This window comes from Brevibacterium sp. W7.2 (assembly GCF_018137945.1).
Taxonomy (GTDB): domain Bacteria; phylum Actinomycetota; class Actinomycetes; order Actinomycetales; family Brevibacteriaceae; genus Brevibacterium; species Brevibacterium sanguinis.
This window is the reverse complement of sequence record NZ_CP073089.1, coordinates 2,183,662-2,206,190: the sequence shown is the minus strand read 5'-3', so window position 1 is coordinate 2,206,190 and position 22,529 is coordinate 2,183,662. Positions and strand designations below refer to the sequence as shown.

Genomic DNA, 22,529 nt, shown 5'->3' with positions numbered 1-22,529 from the left:
CACTCTTCAAGCAGGATGTCTTTCACAATGCACCGTCAAGGGTGTTTCCGTCGCCGTGGGATTACGGCTCTTTGCCGCACGGCCGAATGAGGGAGAAGGACCTTCGTGTCTGAAACCACAACCCCGGATTCCACACCGCGCACCGGCAGTCTGACCGCTCTGCGCCTTCCCCAGCTGCAGGAAATGGCAGCGGGAATGGGAATCAAAGGATACCGTCGACTTCGCAAGGGCGAACTCATCGACGCCATCAACAACCAGGGCGGATCGGGCGCCGGCACGGCTCCCGCCCCCACCACCGCGGCGCCGGCCGAAACCGCTGACTCCTCGGCCTCCGAGGGCAAGCGCGGCCGCCGGCCCGCCCGTCGCAGCGCGGCTGCGACTGCTCGCGAGGACTCCGCGGCCCGCGAGGGCGCCGAGACCAGCGCGCCTGAGACCACCGCCGCCGAGACTCCCGCTCCCGAGGCTGCTGCGGCACCCGCCGCCGAGACCGCCGGTGACGAGCAGGCCGGCCAGGAGCGCCAGCGCAATCGCCGCGGCCGCTCGCGTTCGCGCGGCGGTGACGCCGACACCGATCAGGGCGGCGACGAGGCCGCGAACCGTCGCAGCCGTCAGGGCGACGCCGACGAGCGCCGGTCCGACCGCAAGGACCGCGAGGACCGCAAGTCCGACCGCGACGATCGCGGCAATGACCGTCGCGACGATCGCAAGTCCGACCGTGACGACCGCGGGAACGACCGCAAGTCCGATCGTGACGACCGCGGCAACGACCGCAAGTCCGATCGCGACGACCGTCGTTCCGATCGCCGCAGCCGCCAGGGCGACGGCGACGACAACCGTCGCGACAACGACAACCGTCGGGACAACGACCGCCGGAACCGCAACGGGTCCGACGACGACGAGCGCGGCGGCCGCCGCGGTCGCGGCCGTGACCGCAAGCGTCGCGGACGCGGGGGTGACGAGCCGGAGCTGCGCAGCGACGACGTCCTCATCCCCGTCGGCGGCATCCTCGATGTCCACGACAACTACGCGTTCCTCCGCACCTCGGGCTACCTGCCCGGGCCCAACGACGTCTACGTCTCGGCGTCGATGGTCCGCAAGAACGGTCTGCGCAAGGGCGACGCCGTCGCCGGTGCGATCCGACAGCCGCGTGAGGGCGAGCGGGGCGGCAAGCGCGAGAAGTTCGACGCGCTCGTCCGCCTCGACTCCGTCAACGGACTGAGCGTCGACGATGCGAAGAACCGCGTCGAGTTCTCGAAGCTCACCCCGCTCTACCCGCAGGAGCGCCTGCGCCTCGAGACCACCTCGAAGCTGCAGTCGACCCGCCTCATCGACCTCGTCACCCCGATCGGCAAGGGCCAGCGCGGACTCATCGTCGCGCCCCCGAAGGCCGGCAAGACGACGATCATGCAACAGGTCGCCAACGCGATCACGGAGAACAACCCCGAAGTCCACCTCATGGTCGTCCTCGTCGACGAACGTCCCGAAGAGGTCACGGACATGCAGCGCGCGGTCGCCGGAGAGGTCATCGCCTCGACCTTCGACCGTCCCGCCGACGATCACACGACGATCGCCGAACTCGCGATCGAGCGGGCCAAGCGCCTCGTGGAGATGGGCTCCGATGTCGTCGTCCTCCTCGACAACATCACCCGCCTCGGCCGCGCCTACAACATCGCGCAGCCGGCCTCGGGACGGATCCTCTCCGGTGGTGTCGACGCGAACGCGCTCTACCCGCCGAAGAAGTTCTTCGGCGCCGCCCGCAACATCGAAGGCGGCGGCTCCCTGACGATCCTCGCCACCGCCCTCGTCGAGACGGGATCGAAGATGGACGAGGTGATCTTCGAGGAGTTCAAGGGCACCGGCAACATGGAGCTGCGCCTGTCGCGCCAGCTCGCCGACAAGCGCATCTTCCCGGCCGTCGACGTCAACGCCTCGTCGACGCGTCGTGAGGAGATGCTCATGACGCCGGAGGAGACGAAGGTCATGTGGCGTCTGCGCCGTCTGCTCTCGGGTCTCGAGCAGCAGCAGGCCGTCGAACTCCTCATGTCGAAGCTCAAGGAGACCGGCTCGAACGCGGAGTTCCTCATGCAGGTGCAGAAGACGACGCCGCTGCCGAAGTCCTCGACCGACGACCACTGAGATGAGCAGTGACAGCCTCACGGCCGGCCTCGCCGTGCTCGTCGACGAGCACACGAGGCTGTCCGAGGAGCTCTCCGACCCGGCCGTGCACGCTGATGCCGGCCGGGCTCGGAAGCTGTCGCGCCGCTATGCCGAACTCGACCGCATCGTCGTCGCGGCCCGTCGCGTCGACGAGTTGCGCGACGATCTCGCAGCGGCCGAGGAGCTCGGCGACGACGATCCCGAGTTCGCCGCCGAGGCGACGCGCCTGAGCGCCGAGCTCGAGGCGGCCGACGCCGAACTCCGCGACCTCCTCATCCCGCGCGATCCCGATGACGCCCGGGATGCGATCGTCGAGATCAAGGCGGGGGAGGGCGGCGACGAGTCGGCGCTCTTCGCCGGTGACCTTCTGCGCATGTACGAGCGCTGGATCGCCTCCCACGGGTGGTCGTCCCAGGTGCTCACCGCCACGCACTCCGACCTCGGCGGCTTCAAGGACGTGACGATCGCCGTCAAGGCCGGTGCCGACGGCGCGTACGGCTGGCTGAAGTTCGAAGGCGGCGTCCACCGGGTCCAGCGCGTCCCGGTCACCGAATCCCAGGGCCGCATCCACACCTCGGCCGCCGGCGTCCTCGTCTTCCCGGAGGTCGACGAACCCGAGGAGATCCACCTCGAGGACAAGGATCTGCGCATCGACGTCTACCGGTCCTCGGGCCCCGGCGGACAGTCGGTCAACACGACGGACTCGGCGGTGCGGATCACGCACCTGCCCACCGGGATCACCGCGAGCTGCCAGAACGAGAAGTCACAGCTGCAGAACAAGGAAGCGGCGCTGCGCATGCTCCGCGCCCGCATCCTCGCCAAACAGGCCGAGGAGGCCGCCGCCGAAGCCGCCGACATCCGCCGCTCCCAGGTGCGCACCGTCGACCGCTCGGAGCGGATCCGCACGTACAACTTCCCGGAGAACCGGATCACCGACCACCGCACGGGGTTCAAGGCCTACAACCTCGATCAGGTGCTCGCCGGCGACCTCGACGCCGTCATCGGCTCGAACCGCGACGCCGACCGCGCGGCACGCCTCGAGGCACTGGGGGACTGAGCTGGACCCGACCACGATGGACGTCCCCACTCTGCTGCGGGCGGGTGCCCGTGTGCTAGCCGAGGCGGGGGTGCCCTCTCCCGAGACCGACGTCTCCGCTCTGCTGGCCCATGCATGGGACATCGACGCGTCGACCCTGGCCCGTCGCCGGCTCTTCGCCGAGGCGGTCCCGGCCGCAGTCGCCGACCGGTTCGCCCGCCTCCTCGACGAGCGCAGCCGCCGCATGCCGCTCCAGCACCTCACCGGTGTCGCGCACTTCCGCCGTCTCGATCTCGCGGTCGGTCCCGGCGTGTTCGTGCCCCGACCCGAGACCGAACTCCTCGTCACCGAGGTCCTCGATCACCTCGCGCGCCGGGACACCGCGGCGCACTCCGACACCGCCCCGCTCGTGCTCGATCTCTGCTCGGGCTCGGGGGCGATCGCCCTGTCGGTCGCCCTCGAGCGTCCGGGCACCCGCGTCATCGGCATCGAGCGCGAAGCCGCGGCCCTGGCGTGGTCACGGACGAACCTCGCTCGCCTCGACCTCGGCGCCTCCGACGTCGACCTCATCGCCGGCGATGCGACGACCGCGGCCAGCGACCATCCGGAGCTCGTCGACACCGTCGACGTCGTCGTGACGAACCCGCCGTACGTGCCCGATGCGGCCGTGCCGAAGGACCCCGAGGTGCGCGACCACGATCCCGCCGCCGCGCTCTACGGCGGCGTCTCCGGACTCGAGGTCCCCGCCCTCATCCTCGCTCAGGCGGCGCTCCTGCTCCGTCCCGGCGGACTCGTCATCATGGAGCACGCCGAGGATCAGGGCGCCGGGGTCCGCGAGATCATCGCCGGTGTGGCGGGTCTGGCAGCTGCGACCACGTTCCCGGACTACACTGGACGCGACCGCTACACGGTGGCCGCGGCGACCGCTCCGCGCACCCACCCGACGAGCTGACAGCAGGAAAAGAGATTCAGTGTCCCGACGATTCGACGTCACGCAGGCCGACATCCGCGATCTCGTCCTCGACGAGTGCGCGCGCGTCGTCGAGGCGGGCAACCTCCTCGTCATTCCCACCGACACGGTCTACGGCATCGCGGCCGACGCCTTCAACGCGTCGGCGGTTGCGGCGCTCCTCACGGCCAAGGGCCGGGGGAGGAACATGCCGCCGCCGGTGCTCGTCCCCCGTGCGGAGACGGTCTTCGGGCTCGTCGACGGCGTCGACGAGACGGTGCTCGCGCTCACCGCGAAGTTCTGGCCGGGACCGCTGACGATCATCGCGAATGCCCAGCCCTCCCTCGACTGGGACCTCGGGGACACCCACGGCACCGTGGCCGTGCGGATGCCCGACGACGAGTACGCGCTCGCGCTGCTCGGCCGGACGGGTCCGCTCGCCGTCTCGAGTGCGAACACCACGGGAGAGTCGGCGGCCACCTCGGCGGATGCGGCCCAGGACATGCTCGGATCCGATGTCGAGATCTACCTCGACGGCGGCGGGCGCGACTCCGGTCAGTCCTCGACGATCATCGACCTCTCCGGCGACGTCCCCCGCATCGTCCGCAACGGGCCGATCACCGCAGAGCAGCTGCGGGAGATCGTGCCCGACCTTCGCGACCTGGACGGCTGAGTGCGCGCCTACCTCTTCATCCTCGTCGTCTCCGCGCTGGTGGCGTACCTGCTCACGCCCATGGTCAAGCGGGTCGCCGAGCGCGGGCTCATCTTCTCCCCGCTGCGCGAACGCGACGTCCACTCCGTGCCGACGCCGAGGCTGGGCGGAGTCGCGATGTTCGGGGCCGTCATCGTCGGACTTCTCTTCGCCTCCCAGACGCCGTTCCTCCAGCGGATCTTCGTCGAGATGGGCCCGATCATCGGCATCGCCGGGGCCGCCGGACTGCTCTGTCTGCTCGGGATCATCGACGACATCTGGGACCTCCACTGGATTACGAAGCTCGCCGGCCAGGCACTGGCGGCGGGCTTCATGGCGATCAACGGCGTCGCCCTGCTCTCGATCCCCTTCGGCGGGGTGATCATCGGCAGCCCGCGGATGTCGATCATCGTCACGATCCTCGTCGTCCTCGTGACGATCAACGCCGTGAACTTCGTCGACGGACTCGACGGGCTGGCCGCCGGGGTCGTCGCGATCGGCGGCAGCGCCTTCTTCATGTACTCGTACTGGCTCGCCCGCGACGCCTCCCCGGACTCGTATGCGAACCTCGCCTCGCTCATCATCGCGATCCTCGTCGGGGCCTGCCTCGGCTTCCTGCCGCACAATTTCAACCCGGCCCGCATCTTCATGGGCGACTCCGGCTCGATGCTCATCGGTCTGCTGCTCGCCGCCTCGACGATCCGGGTCACCGGTCAGGTCGATCCCGCCCTCATCGGACAGGAGCGGGTCTTTGCTACGTACCTGCCGATCATCCTGCCCATCGCCGTGATGTTCCTGCCGCTGCTCGACCTCGGGCTCGCCGTCGTCCGCCGGCTCATGGCCGGGCAGTCGCCGTTCTCCGCCGACGCCAAGCACCTCCACCACCGGATGCTCCGGCTCGGGCACTCCCACGCCCGGGCCGTCCTCATCCTCTACACGTGGACGGCGCTCATCGCCTTCGGCTCCGTCATGCTCCTGCTCGTCCCGGCCGTCTCCGTCGTCATCGTCGTCGGCCTGCTCTTCGCCGTCACCCTCGTCTTCACCTTCTACCCGCTGCGCGCCCGCCGCCATGCCAGAGAGGAAATCTCGTGACCGACCCTCAGCCGACCTCGGAGACCGCCGTCCAGGCCGCCTGGACCCGCGTGTGGAGGACGATGCTCATCCGCGGGGCGATCCTCGTCCTCGTCGTCGCCGCCGCCGGCATGGGCGTCGGCTGGCTCGTCTCGGGCAGCGCCGGGCTCATCGGCGGGGCGATCGGCGGGGGACTGGCCGCTGTCTTCATCATCGTCACGCTCATCATCATGTACCTCGGACGCAATCTCGGGCTCACCGCGATCGCGGGGTTCCTCGGGCTCGGCTTCCTCTTCAAGGCGTTCATCTTCATGATCGTCATCTGGCGGCTCAAGGACGCCGTGTGGCTCGACGGCACGGTGGCCTTCTTCACGATCGTCGCCGCCGTCATCGGCTCCTCACTCGTCGAGGCGATCACCGTCGTCAAGGCGCGGGTGCCCTACGTCGATCCCGAAGCGGGACGGTCCCGCTGATCCGTCCATATGCCGAGCATCCACCGCTGCCAGGATTCGCTCAGCCAAGCCGCAAGGATTTGTCGGCAGCTCTCTACCGTTGGTAGAGTAGTTCCGGTGCTGGAGCCGTGTCGCTCCAAGTCGCTCCTGATCTTGATCCCCGCGCTCCTCGCGCGGCCGAAGGCCAGGCCATTTCCGGCCGATGACCATGGGAGAGAAACGTAAACGTGGGTAAACTCAACGCCGCGCACACACTGATCCAAGCCGCTGAAGGCGGATTCCACGCCCCGTCGATGGCGGAGTTCTTTCCCGCACCGTTCGCATTCGCCGGCACGCCGTTCGAGATGAACCGCGTGATGCTCATCCGCATCATCGCCACGATCGCCGTCGTCGTCGTCCTCGCCATCTGGGCGAAGCGGATGAAGCTCATCCCGAGCCGCTTCCAGTCGGCCATGGAGCTCGCCATGGAGTTCGTCACCGTCGGCATCGCCGAGGACACCATGGGCAAGGAGAAGGCGAAGAAGTTCATGCCGCTCATCGTGGCGATCTTCTTCGGCGTCCTCTTCTGGAACGTCACGAAGCTCATCCCGTTCTTCAACATGCCGGCCACCGGCGTCATCGGACTGCCGCTCGTGCTCACGCTGGTCGTCTACGTCACCTACCACTGGGCGGGCATCGCCGAGAAGGGCCTCGGCGGCTACCTCAAGTCGGCGCTCATCCTCCCGGGTGTGCCGTGGCCGATGCACATCCTCCTCATCCCCATCGAGTTCATCACGAAGTTCGTCACGCAGCCGTTCACGCTCGCGATCCGACTCTTCGCGAACATGATGGTCGGCCACCTCCTCCTCGTCCTCTGCTTCTCCGCGACGAGCTTCTTCCTCTTCGACGCCAGCAACGGCTTCCAGTTCTTCTCGATCCTCACCTTCGCCGGCGGCTTCTTCGTCTTCCTCCTCGAGATGCTGGTCGTCGTCCTCCAGGCCTACATCTTCGCTCTGCTCTCGTGCGTCTACATCAACGCCGCCATCTCGGACGACCACTGAGTCGTCCCCACAGTCTGTAACCACGTGTTGCAAGGCCGGGCCAACCCCCCGGCCGACATATGAAAGGAAAGCATTCAATGGATATGCTCGCTGAAGTCACCGGCAGTATCAGCACCGTCGGATACGGCCTTGCCGCCATCGGCCCCGGTATCGGCGTCGGTATCGTCATCGGCAAGACCATCGAGGGAACCGCTCGCCAGCCCGAGATGGCCGGTGCACTCCGCGGAAACATGTTCCTCGGTATCGCTCTGATCGAGGCCCTTGCCCTCATCGGCATCGCGACCCCGTTCTTCCTTACTCAGTGAGGCAATGAGACATGACTCCGGTGCAAATTCTCGCAGCCGCAGAGGGGGAAGCGACCAACCCGCTTCTTCCCGCGCTGTATGACATCGTCTGGAGTGCCGTCTGCCTAGCGATCGTCTTCCTGGTTGTCTGGAAGTACGTCCTGCCCGCCTTCAACAAGACACTCGACGAGCGCGCTGAGCGCATCCAGGGTGGCATCGAGAAGGCCGAGAAGGTGCAGGCCGAAGCCGATCAGGCTCTGGCCGAGTACCAGAAGCAGCTCGCCGACGGTCGTGCGGAAGCCGCACGACTGCGTGCCGAGGCTCAGGAAGAGGGCGCTCAGATCATCGCCGAGATGAAGGCGCAGGCTCACTCCGAGGCTGATCGCATCATCGCCCAGGCGCAGGTCCAGATCGACGCGGAACGCCAGTCCGCCATGGTGCAGCTGCGCGGTGAGGTGGGCACGCTCGCCACCGATCTCGCCTCCCGCATCGTCGGCGAATCGCTCACCGATGACACCCGGTCCGCCGGAGTCGTCGATCGCTTCATCGCCGATCTCGAAACGCAGTCGTCCGGCCAGCCGGTCAAGGGGGCGTGATGCTCCAGTCGAGCAGGCTGTCCCTGCAGGCCGTCCTCGAGGCCGCGAACGCTGAGATCGCCACCGGCAACGCCCGCGAGATCGGCCAGTCGCTGCTCGGCGTCGTCGGCGTGCTCGCCGACAACCTCGGCCTGCGCAAGGCACTCGCGGACTCCTCGGAGTCTGCGGAGAAGAAGCAGGGCCTGCTGCGCGCCGTCTTCGGCGCTCAGGTGCCCGAATCCGCTCTCACGATCGCCTCGGTGGCGGTCGGCCAGCGGTGGGCGCGCACGCAGGACTTCGTCACGAGTCTCGAGGTCGCCGGAGTCACGGCGATCGCGGCCGCGGCTCAGGAGCTCGGCCAGCTCGGTCAGGTGGAGGAGGAGATCTTCCGCTTCGCCCGACTGCTCGAGAGCGATCATGAGCTCTCGCGGGCGCTCGACTCCGATGCCGGGGCCGACGCCAAGCGCGCACTCGTGGAGAACCTGCTCGCAGGCAAGGCCTCGCCGGACACGATCACGCTCGTCGAGCACGCTGCGGTCCACCCACGCGGGCTGCGCGTGGCGATCGCCCTCGACCACTTCAGCGACATCCTCGCCGCGCGCCAGCAGCGGTCCGTCGCCGATGTCACTGTGGCCAAGCCGCTGACGCCCGCGCAGACCGAACGCCTCGCTGCGGCGCTGGCTGCCAACTACGGTCGTGAGCTCGTGCTCAACGTCCAGGTCGATCCCGAGGTCCTCGGGGGAGTCCGGGTGCAGGTCGGCGACGAGGTCATGAACTCGACCGTCGCGGACCGTCTGGCAGAGGTCCACCGCAAACTCGCAAGCTGATCACGCTCGCCGGCAGATCCGGCGGCACAGGCGGCCCACCGGTCGTCGGACACACGTTCTGAGTAAAAGGAAGCAGGGAAACCACAATGGCGGAACTGACAATTCGCCCGGAGGAGATCCGGGACGCTCTGGGGAAGTTCGTTGAGTCGTACAACCCCGAGAGCTCGGAGAAGACTGAGGTCGGAAAGGTCGTCACCGCAGGTGACGGCATCGCCCACGTCTCAGGTCTGCCGGGCACCATGGCCAACGAGCTCCTCCGTTTCGAAGACGGCACCCTGGGTCTGGCCCAGAACCTCGACGAGCGCGAGATCGGCGTCGTCGTCCTCGGCGACTTCGCGGGCATCGCGGAGGAGCAGGACGTCTACCGCACCGGTGAGGTCCTCTCGATCCCCGTCGGCGACGGCTACCTCGGTCGCGTCGTCGACCCGCTCGGTCGCCCGCTCGACGGCCTCGGCGAGGTCGAGACCGACGGCCGTCGCGAGCTCGAGCTCCAGGCCCCCGGCGTCATGGACCGCCAGGAAGTGCGCCAGCCGCTGCAGACCGGATACAAGGCCGTCGACGCGATGATCCCCGTCGGCCGCGGCCAGCGTCAGCTCATCATCGGCGACCGCAAGACCGGCAAGACGGCTCTCGCGATCGACACGATCATCAACCAGCGCGACGCCTGGGCGACCGGTGACCCCGAGCAGCAGGTCCGCTGCATCTACGTTGCCGTCGGCCAGAAGGGCTCGACCGTGGCGAACGTGCGCCGTTCGCTCGAAGAGAACGGTGCGCTCGAGTACACGACGATCGTCTCGGCCCCTGCTTCCGATCCCGCGGGCTTCAAGTACCTCGCGCCCTACTCGGGTTCGGCCATCGGCCAGCACTGGATGTACAACGGCAAGCACGTCCTCATCGTCTTCGATGACCTCTCGAAGCAGGCCGAGGCCTACCGCGCCGTCTCCCTTCTGCTCCGCCGCCCGCCGGGCCGCGAAGCCTACCCGGGTGACGTCTTCTACCTCCACTCGCGCCTCCTCGAGCGCTGCGCGAAGCTCTCCGACGCCCTCGGCGCCGGCTCGATGACCGGTCTGCCGATCATCGAGACCAAGGCCAACGACGTCGGAGCGTTCATCCCGACGAACGTCATCTCGATCACCGACGGACAGATCTTCCTCCAGTCGGATCTGTTCAACTCCGGTCAGCGTCCTGCCGTCGACGTCGGCGTCTCGGTCTCCCGAGTCGGCGGTGCCGCGCAGACGAAGGCGCTCAAGAGCGTCTCCGGTACGCTCAAGCTCTCGCTCGCGCAGTACCGGTCGCTCGAGGCCTTCGCGATGTTCGCCTCGGACCTCGACGATGCGACCAAGCGCGACCTCGCTCGCGGTGCTCGCCTCATGGAGATGCTCAAGCAGCCGCAGTTCGACCCGATGCCGTTCGAGAAGCAGACCGTGTCGATCTTCGCCGGCACCAACGGCTACCTCGACGATGTCGCCGTCTCCGACGTGCTGCGCTGGGAAGCCGAGATGCTCGACACCGTCGAGCGCAAGACCGAGATCCTCACCGTCATCCGCGAGACGCAGAAGCTCGAGGACGACGTCCGCGAGCAGCTCGAGAAGGCGCTTGACGAGTTCAACAAGAACTGGGTCGCTGACGAGAACGACGGCAGCAAGGCCGGCGCTGAGGACTCGTCCGTCGCCTCCTCCGATGACGTCGAGCAGGAGCAGATCGTTCGGCAGAAGCGTTGAACCTGATCTGTAACGGCGAAAGGAAGAACTGATGGGAGCCCAGCAGAGGGTCTTCAAACAGAAGATCCGCTCGACTCAGTCCTTGAGGAAGATCTTCAAGGCCATGGAGCTCATCGCCGCGTCCCGGATTCAGAAGGCGATCGCGCGTTCGCAGGCGGCCAGCCCGTATGCCAACGCCCTGACCCGCGCTGTCTCCGCTGTCGCGAGCGAATCGAACGTCGACCATGTGCTGACCTCGGAGCCGGACCATGTCACCCGCGCCGCGGTGCTCGTCATCGGTCCGGACCGGGGCTTCGCCGGAGCCTACTCCGCCAACCTCATCCGGGAGTCCGAGGAACTCGTCCGCCTGCTCAAGCAGGAGGGCAAGGAGGTCGCGCTCTACACGGTCGGCGGCAAGGCCGAGAGCTACTACACGTTCCGCGATCGTCCGATCGTCGAGGCGTGGACCGGGTTCTCGGAGAACCCGACCGCCGAAGACGCCCGGAAGATCGGCGAGGCGCTGCTCAAGGCCTTCGAGACCGACGCCGGCGACGGCGGGGTCCAGGAGATCTACATGGTCTTCACGCGGTTCGTCTCCTCGGTCAAGCACGATCCCGAGTACCGGCGCCTGCTGCCGCTCGAAGTCGTCGACGCCGACGAGGCGACGACCTCGGGCAGCACCGGAGGCGGCGGGTCGGATGCCGGCACGATGCCGCTCTACGAGTTCGAACCGAGTGCGGAGGCCGTCCTCGACGCCCTCCTGCCGCGGTACATCGACTCGCGCATCCTCTCGGCACTGCTGTCCGCCTCGGCGTCCGAACAGGCCTCGCGTCAGGCGGCGATGAAGACGGCGACGGACAACGCCGACGACCTCATCAAGACCTACACCCGGCTGGCCAACTCGGCCCGTCAGGCGGAAATCACCCAGGAACTCACCGAGATCGTCGGTGGGGCCGACGCCCTTGCGGCATCGGCAGCCGGCGACTGACCGGTACGAGCAGAGAAGAAAGAGACCATGACTGCCACAGTTACGGATAACTCCCCGGCACAGGGCACAGCCCTCGGTCGCATTTCCCGGGTCATCGGCCCGGTCGTCGACGTCGAGTTCCCGCTCGATTCCGTGCCGGAGATCTACAACGCACTGACCACGACGGTTGAGCTCTCGGAGGGCACGCGCAAGCTCACCTTCGAGACCAGCCTCCACCTCGGCAACGGCATCGTCCGCGCCGTGTCCCTGCAGCCGACCGACGGCCTCGTCCGCGGCCAGGAAGTCGTCGACACCGGCGCGCCGATCTCGGTGCCCGTCGGCGACGTCACCAAGGGCCACGTGTGGAACACCACCGGTGACTGCCTCAACCTCGCCCCCGGCGAAGAGCTCGACATCACCGAGCGCTGGCCGATCCACCGTCCGGCTCCGGCCTTCGACGAACTCGAGTCGAAGCAGGAGGTCCTCGAGACCGGCATCAAGAGCATCGACCTGCTCACCCCGTACGTCCAGGGTGGAAAGATCGGCCTCTTCGGCGGCGCGGGTGTGGGCAAGACCGTCCTCATCCAGGAGATGATCTACCGCATCGCGCACAACCACAACGGCACCTCGGTGTTCGCCGGTGTGGGTGAGCGCACCCGTGAGGGCAACGACCTCATCTTCGAGATGGACGAAGCCGGCGTCTTCGGCGACACCGCCCTCGTCTTCGGTCAGATGGACGAGCCGCCGGGCACGCGTCTGCGCGTGGCCCTGGCCGGGCTGACGATGGCGGAGTACTTCCGCGATGTCGCGAACCAGGACGTCCTCCTGTTCATCGACAACATCTTCCGCTTCACCCAGGCCGGTTCCGAGGTCTCGACGCTGCTCGGCCGCATGCCCTCGGCTGTGGGCTACCAGCCCAACCTCGCCGATGAGATGGGTGTGCTCCAGGAGCGCATCACCTCGACGCGCGGTCACTCGATCACCTCGATGCAGGCGATCTACGTGCCGGCCGACGACTACACCGACCCGGCTCCGGCGACGACGTTCGCGCACCTCGATGCGACGACCGAGCTCAACCGCGACATCGCCTCGCGTGGTCTCTACCCCGCGATCGACCCGCTGACCTCGTCCTCGCGCATCCTCGACCCGCTGGTCGTCGGCGAGGAGCACTACCGCGTGGCCAACGAGGTCAAGGCGATCCTGCAGAAGAACAAGGAGCTGCAGGACATCATCGCGATCCTCGGCGTCGACGAGCTCTCGGAAGAGGACAAGCTCGTCGTCCACCGTGCCCGCCGCATCGAGCAGTTCCTCTCGCAGAACACGTACACTGCTGAGAAGTTCACCGGTGTTCCGGGTTCGACCGTTCCCGTGGCCGACACCGTCGCGGGCTTCGCGAAGATCGTCTCCGGTGAGGTCGACTACATTCCGGAGCAGTGCTTCTTCAACGTCGGCGGCATGGACGATGTCATGCGCAACTACGAAGAACTGCAGAAGAAGTAAGCCATGGCAGTCCTCGATGTCAACGTCGTCGCAGCCGACCAGGAGGTGTGGGTCGGTGAGGCCAAGCGCGTCATCGCCCGCACCCTGGACGGCGAGATCGGCATCCTGCCCGGTCACGAACCCGTTCTCGGTGTCGTGGCCGATGGTGAGGCGAGGATTCTCACGACCTCGGACGAGACCGTCCGAGTGCAGGCCGACGGGGGATTCCTCTCGGTCGAGAACAATCGCGTCATCATTGCGGCTGATCAGGCCGAACTTCTCTGATCAGTCAATTACACTTGGCAACCGTGAACCCTTCCGTCCTGCTCATCGTTCTGCTTTCGCTGGTGGGACTGGCTCTTGCCCTCATCGTCGTCGTGACGATCCGGCGCAGGTCGATCTCGAAGTTGTCGGGTGCCTTTGACTGTTCGATCAACGTGGGCGAGGAATCCAGTTCCCGCCCACGTTGGCGTTTGGGCGTCGCGGTGTTCGCCGTCAGCTCGCTTGACTGGTATCCCGTGTTCGCTCTCAACCGGCGCGCGGCAGTGCGTCTGCCGCGCGCCGACCTCGACATCCTCGTGCGGCGCAAGCCCACCTCGGGGGAGCAGTACTCGGTGCTCCCCGACGCGGTCGTCGTCGACTGCTCGTACGGCAAGGCCGACGGGCGCCCGCGCAATGTCTCCCTGGCGATGGACACCGAGTCGCTGTCGACGATGGCCTCGTGGCTCGAGTCCTCGCCCCCCGGCTTCAATCCGACGATGGGACGGTTCACCTGATGGAAGTCTTCCGCCTCACCGGCCCCACGCAGCTCCGCGGCACCGTCGACGTGCGCGGTGCGAAGAACAGCGTCCTCAAGCTCATGGCGGCGAGTCTGCTCGCCGTCGGCAAGACGATGATCACGAACGTTCCCGCGATCCTCGACGTGCGGATCATGGTCGAGCTCCTCAGCCGCCTCGGATGCACCGTCGACTACGATGCCGAAGCCGGAATCGTCAGCATCGACGTCCCCGCCGAGGTGGGGATCCAAGCCGACTACGAACTCGTCCGCGCGATGCGGGCCTCGATCTCCGTCCTCGGACCGCTGACGGCGCGGATGCATTCGGCGCATGTGGCGCTGCCCGGCGGCGATGCGATCGGCTCCCGCGGCCTCGACATGCACCAGGCCGGACTCGAAGCCCTCGGCGCCCATGTGCGGCTCGAACACGGCTACTTCGTCGCCGAGGCCCCCGGCGGCCTGACCGGCACGGACATCGCCCTCGATTTCCCCTCCGTGGGAGCCACGGAGAACCTCGTCATGGCAGCGACCCTGGCCTCGGGCGTGACGACGATCGCGAACGCGGCGAAGGAGCCGGAGATCGTCGACATCTGCCTCATGCTCGTCGAGATGGGCGCCCGGATCGAGGGGATCGGCACCGCCGATCTCACGATCACCGGCGTCGACGCCCTGCATCCGGTCGAGCACCGCACCGTCGGCGACCGCATCGTCGCCGGCACCTACGCGTTCGCCGCGGCGCTGAGCGGGGGAGACGTCACGGTGCGCGGAGTCGGCCTCGACATCATGCCCAACGTCGCGATCAAACTCCGCGACACCGGCGCCACGGTCGACGACGTCGGCGACATCACCCTGGGTGACGGCACGCAGGGCCGGGGCTTCCGCGTCATCGGTCCCGAGCGTCCCCACGCGATCCGCGTTGCGACGATGCCGTTCCCGGGCTTCCCGACCGATCTCCAGCCCTTCGTCATTGCGCTCAATTCGGTCTCCGACGGGGTCGGGCTGCTCTCGGAGAACCTCTTCGAGGCGCGCTGGCGCTTCGTCCAGGAGGTCGCCCGCCTCGGCGCGAAGGTCCGCGTCGACGGCAATCATGCTCTCATCACCGGGGTCGATGAGCTCTCCGGCGCCGAGGTGGAGGCCTCCGACATCCGCGCCGGTGCCGGTCTCGTCCTCGCCGGTCTGCGGGCGGCCGGGATCACCGAGGTCTCCGGCGTCGATCACATCGACCGCGGCTACGAGGGCTTCGTGCAGAAGCTCCAGGCGCTCGGCGCCGACATCGTCCGCGTCAGCCGCGCCGACCGCCTCAGCTTCGACTGAGCTCCCACCCGCACGGTGCGGCGACTCATCGGTCGTCGCTCAAGCCGCCCGTCGGTCAAGCCCGCCAGCACGTCTCGAGACTTCCCGCACATCCGCGAGCTCACTCCAGGCTGAGCGCGGATCGCTGGTGTTGCACGCCTGGCCATCCGCGCCACGCCGTGACCGACACCTCCCGGGCGCTCACTCCAGGCTGAGCGCGGATCGCCGGAGTTGCACGCCTGGCTATCCGCGCCACGCCGTGACCGACACCACCGGCGTACTCGTGCCGGTTGACTGTCCACAGGCGCGTTCGCCGCTCGGCAGTTATCCACAGGGCATTTTGATGCTCTTGCGGTTCGGATGCGTTCTGTTCCATGCTCGATTGCATGTTTGCGTGCTTGGAGACTTCGGATCTGGTGGCGGCGGGCTGGAACACCCATCAGATCAGATCTGCCGTCGATTGCTGCCTGCGGCGACTCCGGCGGGGACGATACGTCGTCACGCGTGCGTGCGACAATCCGTCGCACGCTTTCGTCGCAGCGATCGCGGAGGCGGAGGAGACCGCGTTGCCCCATGAGACCGCAGGGATGCTCAAGCGCGGAGAGGATCTGAGGATTCTCGTCCGGTCATTCGTCCCCGACCTGCCGCATGACGCAGTGTTCTCCCATCGCAGTGCGCTGCTCGTCCACGGCCTGTCCGTGCCGTATGTCGATAAGGGTGAGGTGTACGTCGAAGTCGCGAGCCCTCGCAGCTCGGTCCGCCAGAGGGATCTCGTGGTCCGCCGACGGTCCCTGCAGCCCGACACTATCGAGATCGTCGACGGGATTCCGGTGACGACGGTGGTGCAGACGCTCCTCGATGTCGCCAGGGATTGTCCGTTGGCGTTCGCCGTGGCTGTTGCGGATGCCGCGGTGCGCTTGGGGCGGGTGTCTCTCGAGGAGTTCCGAGCGCACCAGTTGGCGCATCCTGTGCGGACCCGCCAGTCGCGGATCTCAGCGGTGCTGGAGAACATCGACGGACGGCGTGAAACGGTGGCGGAGTCGATCTGCGCCGTTCGATTCGTCGAGTATTCGATACCGGGGTTCGAGCCGCAACTCGTCGTCTGCGACGCCGATGGTCGCTTCCTCGCTCGGTCCGACTTCGGCAACGAAGCGGTCAAAGTCATTGCCGAGTTCGATGGTGCCGGTAAGTACTATATCGATGACGGTGATCCGCACCGAGCCTTCGAACGCGAACGGAAGCGGGAGTACGCCCTGCGGAACGAGGGGTGGATGGTCTTCCGCATTCGATGGGCCGATCTCTTCAGCGCAGGCCTCTTCCTCAGGATCAAAGAGGCGGTGCGGATCCGCGAGACGGAGATCGCCGCGCGAGACCGACTCGCAGGCCCGATTCACGGCGCGAATTGAGGGCGATCCAGTCGTCGGTCAAGCCGCAGCGCGGATAGCGGGGCGTGCACGGCCCGCCATCCGCACTCCCGCTTGATCGATAGGAAATGGGCGCCGAGGCGGTCAGAAGAGGCGCGTCTCCGGGTCGTCCATCCCGCGCAGGGCGTCGTAGTCGAGGACGACGCAGCGGATGCCTCGGTCCTCGGCGAGGGTGCGCGCCTGCGGCTTGATCTCCTGCGCGGCGAAGACGCCGGTGACCGGCGAGAGCAGCGGGTCGCGATTCATCAGCTCGAGGTAGCGGGTGAGCTGTTCGACGCCGTCGATGTCGCCGCGGCGCTTGATCTCGACGGCGACGGACTTCTGCGCCTCGTCGCGCGCGAGGATGTCGACCGGCCCGATGGCCGTCATGTACTCGCGGCGGACCAGGCTGTAGCCCGTGCCGAGGGTGTGGATGTGCTCGGCGAGGAGCTCCTGGAGGTGGGCCTCGACGCCGTCCTTGACGAGTCCGGGGTCGACGCCGAGGTCGTGGCTGGAATCCGAGAGGACCTCGGCGACGGAGATGACGAGGCGGTCCCCGGTCTTCGCCTGCGCGACCGTCCACACTTCGCGCAGTCCTGCCTCGGCCTGTTCCTCGGTCGCCGGTGCGATCTGGACCGAGCACGGGGGAGTCATCCAGTTGAGCGGCTTGTACGATCCGCCGTCGGAGTGGATGAGGATCGAACCATCGGCCTTGAGCATGATGAGGCGGGTGGCCATGGGCAGATGGGCGGTCAGACGACCGGCATAGTCAACAGAGCATTCAGCTATCACGAGGCGCACCCGTCACACACTACGTGAGAGAATCGGCTTATGCCACGATCGAACTCCTCGCGTCGCCGGAACAAGTGGAGCAGTCCCGGCCGGGACCTCTCGGAGTCCGTCGGCGGGCTGCGTCGCAGCCGTGAGCTGCCCGACGGCACGTGGTCGGTCCAGCAGGTCGCAGGCAATGCCAGCGGCAAGGTCTACGTCTGTCCCGGGTGCGGTCAGAGCGTGTCCGCGGCGACGGCGCACATCGTCGCGTGGCGGCAGAGCGCCCCTCACGGCATCGACATCGGCGTCGACGCCCGCCGGCACTGGCACACCCGCTGCTTCGAGAAGTTCCGCTGACGGCAGCACGCCGGACACGCGAAAGGGGACCCACCGCAGTGGGTCCCCTTTCGCGTGTCCTCGTCTCACTCAGGCGCGTGAGCGCACTGAGACGAGAGGAGGCTCAGCGCAGAGAGTTGCGCGTGCGCGCGGCCTTCGACCGTCCCGCGCCGTCGTTCGCCGAGGCGGCACCGCCCGAACCCTGCGTCCCCGGCGTGGTGCCGGAGACCTGGGCGTCGATGGCGATCGTCTCGGCATCGGTGGCGCCGTTGGGCAGCTCCGAGGTGTCGACATCGGCCTCGACCGATTCAGTCGTCGCCTCGTCGACGGTCGTCTTCTGGGCAGCTGTCGCACCGCTCTGGTCGGCACCGGCCTTGTCAGCCGAGCCCTTGTCCGCGGAGCTCTTCTCGGCTATGCCCTTGTCCGCCGAACCTGCCGCAGCGGCTCCCTTGGCGGAGCCTGCCTTGGCGTCGGCGCCCTTCTTCGCGGCGTCCTGCTCCTCAGCGGCGTCGGCGGCGAGGAGATCGGCGAGCGTCTCCCCGTCGGCGATCTGCTCGGTCGCGTGCGTCGCGGCTTCGGCCTTCGCCGGATCGACGGCGTCGCCGCCCATCACACCGGGCATCGCGAAGAGGGAGCGGAGCTGGTCGAGCTGCGCGGTGATCGTCTTGCGCTGCTTCGTCAGCAGATCGACCTGCGACTGCGCCGAGGCGACGTTGCGCTTGGCCTCGGCCGCCGACTCCTCGATCGTCGCCTCGGCCGTGGCGCGAGCCTCGGAGATGAGCGTCTGCGCCCGGGCCTTGCCGTCGGCGATGATCTCGTCGGCCTTCTTCACGGCATCGGCGCGCGTGGTCTCGGCGCGCTCGGCCGCCGTCTTCGCATCGGTGTCGGCCTTGGCCGCGCGGGCCTGGGCCTCCTCGATGAGCTTCTTGTTCTCCGTCTGCGCGGCGTCGTAGCGCTTCTTCCGCTCGGCCTCGGCGTCCTTGCGCTTGGCGGCGAGTTCGACCTCGAGGTCGTTCGCGGCCTTCTTCGACGCCTCGTCGCGGGACTTCGCGGCGGCGAGGAGCTCATCGGCCTGGGCCTGTGCGGCGGCGATGGTCTCATCGGCCTGGGTCTTGGCCTCGGCGCGGAGGTCGGTGGCCTCCTTCTCCGCGGCGGCGCGGAGTTCGGCGATCTCGTGCTCGAGGCTCTCGCGGGCCTCCTTCGACGCGGCGTCGTTGGCCTCCTTGGACTGGAGGGACTCGCGCTCGGCGGTGGCCTTGAGTTCGGCGGCGCGATTCTCCGCGGCCTTCACGGCCTCCTCGGCGCGCAGCTCCGCGGAGCTGATGATCGCATCGGCCTCGGAGCGGGCGCTGCTGAGGGTGTCGTTGCTCTCGGTGTGCATCCGCGCGCGGGCGGACGCCGCCTCGGCGCGGGCCTTGTTGCGGATCGTCTCGGCATCGGAGTTCGCCTGGGCGAGCGTCTCGCGGGCCTGGGATTCGGCGATCTTGAGGAGATGGTCGATGCGGGATCCGGGAGGACCGGCCGCCTCGGCGTTCTCATTGGCCGCCTTCTTCAGCTGTGCCTTCGCCTCGGACAGCTCACCGGCGATCTGGAGCTTCGCTCGATCGGCGTTGATGACCTGACTGCGGGCATCCGACAGCGCCTTTCGCACGGATTCGATCTCCGTGCGCAGCTGCTGCAGTCGGGAATCGACTTCGCTCTTCTCGTACCCGCGCATCGCTGTGCGGAATTCTTCGGTGGGCGTCACTGAAGCTGACTCCTGTCGTCTCAAGGGGATGTTGTCGTGCCTGCGCGCTCCCCACTCTATCGGACTCAAGATGAGTGTTGTGTCCGAATCCGGCGGTCGGAACGGGACTGTGCACCGGTGCGGTGACCCCGCGCACAACAGCTGCAGCGAGTGGACCGCGGGGCCGCCTCGGCGAACAGGAACGATGCCCCACCGAGGCGGAATCCGGGGTCGCACGCCCTCGCGGCACCCCAGTGATCAGTGCCACAGAGGGCTCGGTTACCCTGGGAGCAAGCAGCTCACCGCCGTGCAGCACCTGCCCGGGGCGAGGACATCCTTGATCAAGGAGGAAACATGACTGAAGCAGTGATCGTCTCAGGCGCGCGCACACCGTTCGGCAAGCTCTCGGGAGCCCTGGGATCGCAGACCGCGGTCGACCTCGGGGCCGCCGCGATCAAGGGTGCCCTCGACCGCGCGGGCATCTCCGGTGATGAGGTCGAATACGTCATCATGGGACAGGTCCTCCAGGCCGGCCTCGGCCAGGGCCCGGCACGTCAGGCCGCGGCCCAGGCGGGCATCCCGATGAGCGTGCCCGCGATCACGATCAACAAGCTCTGCCTCTCGGGCATCAACGCGATCACGCAGGCCGCGCAGCTCGTCCGCGCCGGGGAGTACGACGTCGTCGTCGCCGGCGGACAGGAGTCGATGACGCTGGCCCCGCACCTGCTCGAGAAGTCGCGGGCAGGGTACAAGTACGGCGATGTCGTCGTCAAGGACCATATGGACTACGACGGCCTCTGGGACGCGTTCACCGACCAGGCGATGGGCGGGCTGACCGAGGAGGCGAACAAGGGCGATTCCGAGTTCAGTCGCCAGCAGCAGGACGCGTTCGCCGCGCAGTCGCACCAGCGCGCCGCGGCCGGGTGGGAGTCCGGAGTCTTCGAGAACGAGGTCGTGCCCGTGACTATCACCAGCCGCAAGGGCGAGACGACGGTGACCGACGACGAGGGCGTGCGCCCGGACACGACGCCCGAGTCGATGGCGAAGCTGCGTCCGGCCTTCCGCAAGGACGGGGCGATCACCGCGGGCAACGCCTCGCAGATCTCCGACGGTGCGGCCGCCGTCGTCGTCATGTCGAAGGAGAAGGCCGAGGAGCTCGGGGCGCCGATCCTCGCCGAGATCCGCGCGCACGGATGGACCGCCGGTCCGGACTCGACGCTCCAGCACCAGCCCTCGCAGGCGATCCGCGCGGCCGCCGAGAAGGAGGGCGTCGCCCCCGACTCGTTCGACCTCTACGAGATCAACGAGGCGTTCGCCGCCGTCGGACTCGCGAGCACGCAGGACCTCGGCATCGATCCCGAGAAGGTCAACGTCAACGGCGGTGCGATCGCGCTCGGCCACCCGATCGGGGCCTCCGGGGCCCGCATCGTCCTCACGCTCGCCCTCGAACTCCAGCGCCGAGGCGGCGGCACCGGTGTCGCGGCGCTGTGCGGCGGCGGCGGCCAGGGCGATTCGCTCATCATCACCGTTCCCGCCCAGAGCTGAGGTCCGATGGCGGCGGCGCGGGTGGTGAGTGTCAGCAGCGACGCGGAGCATGCGTTCTCGAAGCCTGTCCGCGACGCGATCGACCTCGTCGAGGGCATCGGCGTGCGCGGTGACGCGCACGCCGGCGTCACCGTCCAGCATCGCTCCCGTCTCGCCCGCACGCCCTCGGCGCCGAACCTCCGTCAGGTCCATCTTCTCCACGCGGAGCTCTTCGACCGCCTCGGTGCCGCCGGGTTCACCGTCGGCCCCGGGCAACTGGGCGAGAACATCACGACGCTCGGCCTCGATCTCCTCGCGCTGCCCGTGGGCACGCGCCTGGGCATCGGGGACGCCGTCGTCACGCTCACCGGTCTGCGCAATCCGTGTGCGCAGATCGACGGACTGATCCCCGGACTGCTGGGGCAGGTCGTCTTCCGCGACGACGAGGGCCAGACCGTGCGCCTGGCAGGTGTCATGGGCATCGTCTCGACCAGCGGCACGGTGCGACCCGGGGACGCGGTGACCGTCGAGCTGCCGGACGGCGAGCCCCACGCCTTGGCGCCCGTCTGACCCACCTCGGCGAGCTGACCGGAGCACCGCCGCAGCGTTTCCTCGGCCCCGAACTGACGACACCGGACACGACAGCAGACCAGCGACATCAACAGGAAGGCACCACCATGCTTCTCGCATTCTCCGTCGCCCCCTCGGGCACCGGCCGCAGCGACGGCTCCGTCCACGAGGCCGTCGCCGCAGCCGTCGAGGTCGTCCGCGCCTCCGGGCTGCCCAACCGCACGACGAGCATGTTCACCGAGATCGAGGGCGAATGGGACGAGGTCTTCGACGTCGTCAAGCGCGCCACCGAGGCGGTCGCACCGTTCGGCTCGCGCATCTCCCTGGTCATCAAGGCCGACATCCGCCCTGGTCATGACGGGGAGATCGAGGCGAAGGTCGACCGCCTCGAGGACGCTCTCGAGGCGCGGAGGAAACTTTCCGACGAGTAAGCGGTGACAGGCGCGCCGAACGGGTCTATCGTCGGATTCAGGAAGAAGGAGGATGACCCATGAACAACGGATCCGCGTATTTCACCACAGCCACTGCTCTGACCATGATCGCCCTGCTCGGGTTCATGGTCGCCGGCTTCTTTCCGCTCGCGGCCGAAGTGGCCTTCGGCGTCGAAGCCCTCGCCGTCATCCTCGCCCTGACCGGCGTCGTCATCCTGGCGTTCGTCACGGTGCGCAAGGCGCTCGAGAAGGCCGGCAGCACGCACTGAACTGACGACACCTCAGCGGTCCCGCACCCTCGACCCGGTCATCTGACCAGGCGGGGGAGTGCGGGGCCTCTTTCGTCTGCCCGGCGGCGATCGGTTACGATGTGGGGGCCTCCGTAGCTCAGTCGGATAGAGCAACCGCCTTCTAAGCGGTAGGTCGCGGGTTCGAGCCCCGCCGGGGGCGCACAGTCCAGGGCAATTGTCGC

The 22,529-nt window shown here is 67.8% G+C and carries 24 protein-coding genes and 1 tRNA gene; 23 read left to right on the top strand and 2 right to left on the bottom strand.

Translation table 11 applies throughout. The features are described 5' to 3' along the window. Nucleotides 1–105 precede the first annotated feature (105 nt). From rho to J9315_RS09875, 17 genes are all read left to right on the top strand, one after another. Nucleotides 106–2,136, top strand: coding sequence for a transcription termination factor Rho (rho, locus tag J9315_RS09955; protein ID WP_211977769.1), 2,031 nt, complete (start codon nt 106–108; stop codon nt 2,134–2,136). A gap of 1 nt (nt 2,137) precedes the next feature. Next, nucleotides 2,138–3,214: a peptide chain release factor 1 gene (prfA, locus tag J9315_RS09950; RefSeq protein ID WP_211977768.1), complete on the top strand. Its 1,077-nt coding sequence runs from the start codon at nt 2,138–2,140 to the stop codon at nt 3,212–3,214. Between the two features lie 16 nt (nt 3,215–3,230). Further along, complete coding sequence (gene prmC / locus J9315_RS09945) at nt 3,231–4,145, top strand: peptide chain release factor N(5)-glutamine methyltransferase (protein ID WP_211977767.1); 915 nt, start codon at nt 3,231–3,233, stop codon at nt 4,143–4,145. Between the two features lie 19 nt (nt 4,146–4,164). Next, entirely contained in the window at nt 4,165–4,815 is a 651-nt protein-coding gene (locus J9315_RS09940) for an L-threonylcarbamoyladenylate synthase (protein ID WP_211977766.1), read from the top strand. Beyond that, nucleotides 4,816–5,925 carry an MraY family glycosyltransferase gene (locus tag J9315_RS09935; RefSeq protein WP_198498593.1) on the top strand — a complete coding sequence of 370 codons (1,110 nt, stop codon included), beginning with the start codon at nt 4,816–4,818 and terminating at the stop codon, nt 5,923–5,925. After that, nucleotides 5,922–6,377, top strand: a complete 456-nt coding sequence (locus J9315_RS09930) for a hypothetical protein (RefSeq protein ID WP_211977765.1) — start codon at nt 5,922–5,924, stop codon at nt 6,375–6,377. The genes J9315_RS09935 and J9315_RS09930 overlap by 4 nt, the downstream gene beginning before the upstream one ends. Before the next feature lie 206 nt (nt 6,378–6,583). Beyond that, the gene (gene atpB, locus J9315_RS09925) at nt 6,584–7,396 is read left to right on the top strand and encodes a F0F1 ATP synthase subunit A (RefSeq protein ID WP_249120874.1); all 813 of its coding nucleotides are present in this window, start codon (nt 6,584–6,586) and stop codon (nt 7,394–7,396) included. Nucleotides 7,397–7,473: 77 nt separating this feature from the next. Continuing rightward, nucleotides 7,474–7,701, top strand: coding sequence for a F0F1 ATP synthase subunit C (gene atpE, locus J9315_RS09920; protein WP_096146441.1), 228 nt, complete (start codon nt 7,474–7,476; stop codon nt 7,699–7,701). Nucleotides 7,702–7,712: 11 nt separating this feature from the next. Then, nucleotides 7,713–8,276 (top strand): F0F1 ATP synthase subunit B, encoded by a 564-nt coding sequence (locus tag J9315_RS09915; RefSeq protein ID WP_211977764.1) that lies wholly within the window; start codon nt 7,713–7,715, stop codon nt 8,274–8,276. Further along, complete coding sequence (locus J9315_RS09910) at nt 8,276–9,082, top strand: F0F1 ATP synthase subunit delta (protein WP_211977763.1); 807 nt, start codon at nt 8,276–8,278, stop codon at nt 9,080–9,082. Before J9315_RS09915 ends, J9315_RS09910 begins: the two co-directional genes overlap by 1 nt. Nucleotides 9,083–9,168: 86 nt before the next feature. After that, nucleotides 9,169–10,803, top strand: a complete 1,635-nt coding sequence (atpA, locus tag J9315_RS09905; protein ID WP_198498598.1) for a F0F1 ATP synthase subunit alpha — start codon at nt 9,169–9,171, stop codon at nt 10,801–10,803. Between the two features lie 31 nt (nt 10,804–10,834). Further along, a complete protein-coding gene (locus J9315_RS09900) occupies nt 10,835–11,770 on the top strand; it encodes a F0F1 ATP synthase subunit gamma (RefSeq protein ID WP_140955141.1) in 936 nt (311 codons plus the stop codon). 27 nt (nt 11,771–11,797) lie between these two features. Then, the gene (gene atpD / locus J9315_RS09895; protein ID WP_140955140.1) at nt 11,798–13,249 is read left to right on the top strand and encodes a F0F1 ATP synthase subunit beta; all 1,452 of its coding nucleotides are present in this window, start codon (nt 11,798–11,800) and stop codon (nt 13,247–13,249) included. A 3-nt stretch (nt 13,250–13,252) separates the two neighbouring features. Further along, complete coding sequence (locus J9315_RS09890) at nt 13,253–13,513, top strand: F0F1 ATP synthase subunit epsilon (protein ID WP_137825936.1); 261 nt, start codon at nt 13,253–13,255, stop codon at nt 13,511–13,513. A gap of 23 nt (nt 13,514–13,536) precedes the next feature. Continuing rightward, complete coding sequence (locus tag J9315_RS09885) at nt 13,537–14,004, top strand: DUF2550 domain-containing protein (RefSeq protein WP_137825948.1); 468 nt, start codon at nt 13,537–13,539, stop codon at nt 14,002–14,004. Beyond that, nucleotides 14,004–15,317: a UDP-N-acetylglucosamine 1-carboxyvinyltransferase gene (murA, locus tag J9315_RS09880; RefSeq protein WP_211977762.1), complete on the top strand. Its 1,314-nt coding sequence runs from the start codon at nt 14,004–14,006 to the stop codon at nt 15,315–15,317. The genes J9315_RS09885 and murA overlap by 1 nt, the downstream gene beginning before the upstream one ends. A 377-nt stretch (nt 15,318–15,694) precedes the next feature. Further along, a complete protein-coding gene (locus J9315_RS09875) occupies nt 15,695–16,702 on the top strand; it encodes a hypothetical protein (protein WP_211977761.1) in 1,008 nt (335 codons plus the stop codon). A 102-nt stretch (nt 16,703–16,804) separates the two neighbouring features. Here J9315_RS09875 and nucS read toward each other — a convergent pair whose 3' ends face one another. Then, a complete protein-coding gene (nucS, locus tag J9315_RS09870) occupies nt 16,805–17,500 on the bottom strand; it encodes an endonuclease NucS (RefSeq protein ID WP_211977760.1) in 696 nt (231 codons plus the stop codon). Nucleotides 17,501–17,530: 30 nt separating this feature from the next. On the opposite strand from nucS, the gene J9315_RS09865 reads away from it, so the two are divergent. Further along, nucleotides 17,531–17,827 carry a hypothetical protein gene (locus J9315_RS09865; RefSeq protein ID WP_249120873.1) on the top strand — a complete coding sequence of 99 codons (297 nt, stop codon included), beginning with the start codon at nt 17,531–17,533 and terminating at the stop codon, nt 17,825–17,827. Nucleotides 17,828–17,930: 103 nt separating this feature from the next. On the opposite strand, the gene J9315_RS09860 is transcribed toward J9315_RS09865, so the two are convergent. Further along, entirely contained in the window at nt 17,931–19,553 is a 1,623-nt protein-coding gene (locus J9315_RS09860) for a cell division protein (RefSeq protein WP_211977759.1), read from the bottom strand. A gap of 333 nt (nt 19,554–19,886) precedes the next feature. Here J9315_RS09860 and J9315_RS09855 point away from each other — a divergent pair, with 333 nt between their 5' ends. The 5 genes from J9315_RS09855 to J9315_RS09835 all read left to right on the top strand — a co-directional run bounded on the left by J9315_RS09855 (nt 19,887) and on the right by J9315_RS09835 (nt 22,507). Next, nucleotides 19,887–21,077, top strand: coding sequence for an acetyl-CoA C-acetyltransferase (locus J9315_RS09855; RefSeq protein WP_211977758.1), 1,191 nt, complete (start codon nt 19,887–19,889; stop codon nt 21,075–21,077). 6 nt (nt 21,078–21,083) lie between these two features. After that, nucleotides 21,084–21,626, top strand: a complete 543-nt coding sequence (locus J9315_RS09850; RefSeq protein ID WP_211977757.1) for an MOSC domain-containing protein — start codon at nt 21,084–21,086, stop codon at nt 21,624–21,626. Nucleotides 21,627–21,733: 107 nt separating this feature from the next. Then, the gene (locus tag J9315_RS09845) at nt 21,734–22,057 is read left to right on the top strand and encodes a thiamine-binding protein (protein ID WP_137825943.1); all 324 of its coding nucleotides are present in this window, start codon (nt 21,734–21,736) and stop codon (nt 22,055–22,057) included. Nucleotides 22,058–22,116: 59 nt separating this feature from the next. Next, nucleotides 22,117–22,326, top strand: coding sequence for a hypothetical protein (locus J9315_RS09840; protein ID WP_211977756.1), 210 nt, complete (start codon nt 22,117–22,119; stop codon nt 22,324–22,326). A 107-nt stretch (nt 22,327–22,433) separates the two neighbouring features. After that, nucleotides 22,434–22,507, top strand: a tRNA-Arg gene (locus J9315_RS09835). Nucleotides 22,508–22,529: the final 22 nt, after the last annotated feature.

Excerpts from the sequence above, each read along its gene's own strand:
- prfA (WP_211977768.1), top strand. The coding sequence starts at position 2,138 with ATGAGCAGTGACAGCCTCACGGCCGGCCTCGCCGTGCTCGTCGACGAG.
- prmC (WP_211977767.1), top strand. The coding sequence starts at position 3,231 with ATGGACGTCCCCACTCTGCTGCGGGCGGGTGCCCGTGTGCTAGCCGAG.
- atpE (WP_096146441.1), top strand. The coding sequence starts at position 7,474 with ATGGATATGCTCGCTGAAGTCACCGGCAGTATCAGCACCGTCGGATAC.
- J9315_RS09915 (WP_211977764.1), top strand. The coding sequence starts at position 7,713 with ATGACTCCGGTGCAAATTCTCGCAGCCGCAGAGGGGGAAGCGACCAAC.
- J9315_RS09910 (WP_211977763.1), top strand. The coding sequence starts at position 8,276 with ATGCTCCAGTCGAGCAGGCTGTCCCTGCAGGCCGTCCTCGAGGCCGCG.
- atpA (WP_198498598.1), top strand. The coding sequence starts at position 9,169 with ATGGCGGAACTGACAATTCGCCCGGAGGAGATCCGGGACGCTCTGGGG.
- J9315_RS09900 (WP_140955141.1), top strand. The coding sequence starts at position 10,835 with ATGGGAGCCCAGCAGAGGGTCTTCAAACAGAAGATCCGCTCGACTCAG.
- atpD (WP_140955140.1), top strand. The coding sequence starts at position 11,798 with ATGACTGCCACAGTTACGGATAACTCCCCGGCACAGGGCACAGCCCTC.
- J9315_RS09890 (WP_137825936.1), top strand. The coding sequence starts at position 13,253 with ATGGCAGTCCTCGATGTCAACGTCGTCGCAGCCGACCAGGAGGTGTGG.
- murA (WP_211977762.1), top strand. The coding sequence starts at position 14,004 with ATGGAAGTCTTCCGCCTCACCGGCCCCACGCAGCTCCGCGGCACCGTC.
- J9315_RS09865 (WP_249120873.1), top strand. The coding sequence starts at position 17,531 with ATGCCACGATCGAACTCCTCGCGTCGCCGGAACAAGTGGAGCAGTCCC.
- J9315_RS09855 (WP_211977758.1), top strand. The coding sequence starts at position 19,887 with ATGACTGAAGCAGTGATCGTCTCAGGCGCGCGCACACCGTTCGGCAAG.
- J9315_RS09850 (WP_211977757.1), top strand. The coding sequence starts at position 21,084 with ATGGCGGCGGCGCGGGTGGTGAGTGTCAGCAGCGACGCGGAGCATGCG.
- J9315_RS09845 (WP_137825943.1), top strand. The coding sequence starts at position 21,734 with ATGCTTCTCGCATTCTCCGTCGCCCCCTCGGGCACCGGCCGCAGCGAC.
- J9315_RS09840 (WP_211977756.1), top strand. The coding sequence starts at position 22,117 with ATGAACAACGGATCCGCGTATTTCACCACAGCCACTGCTCTGACCATG.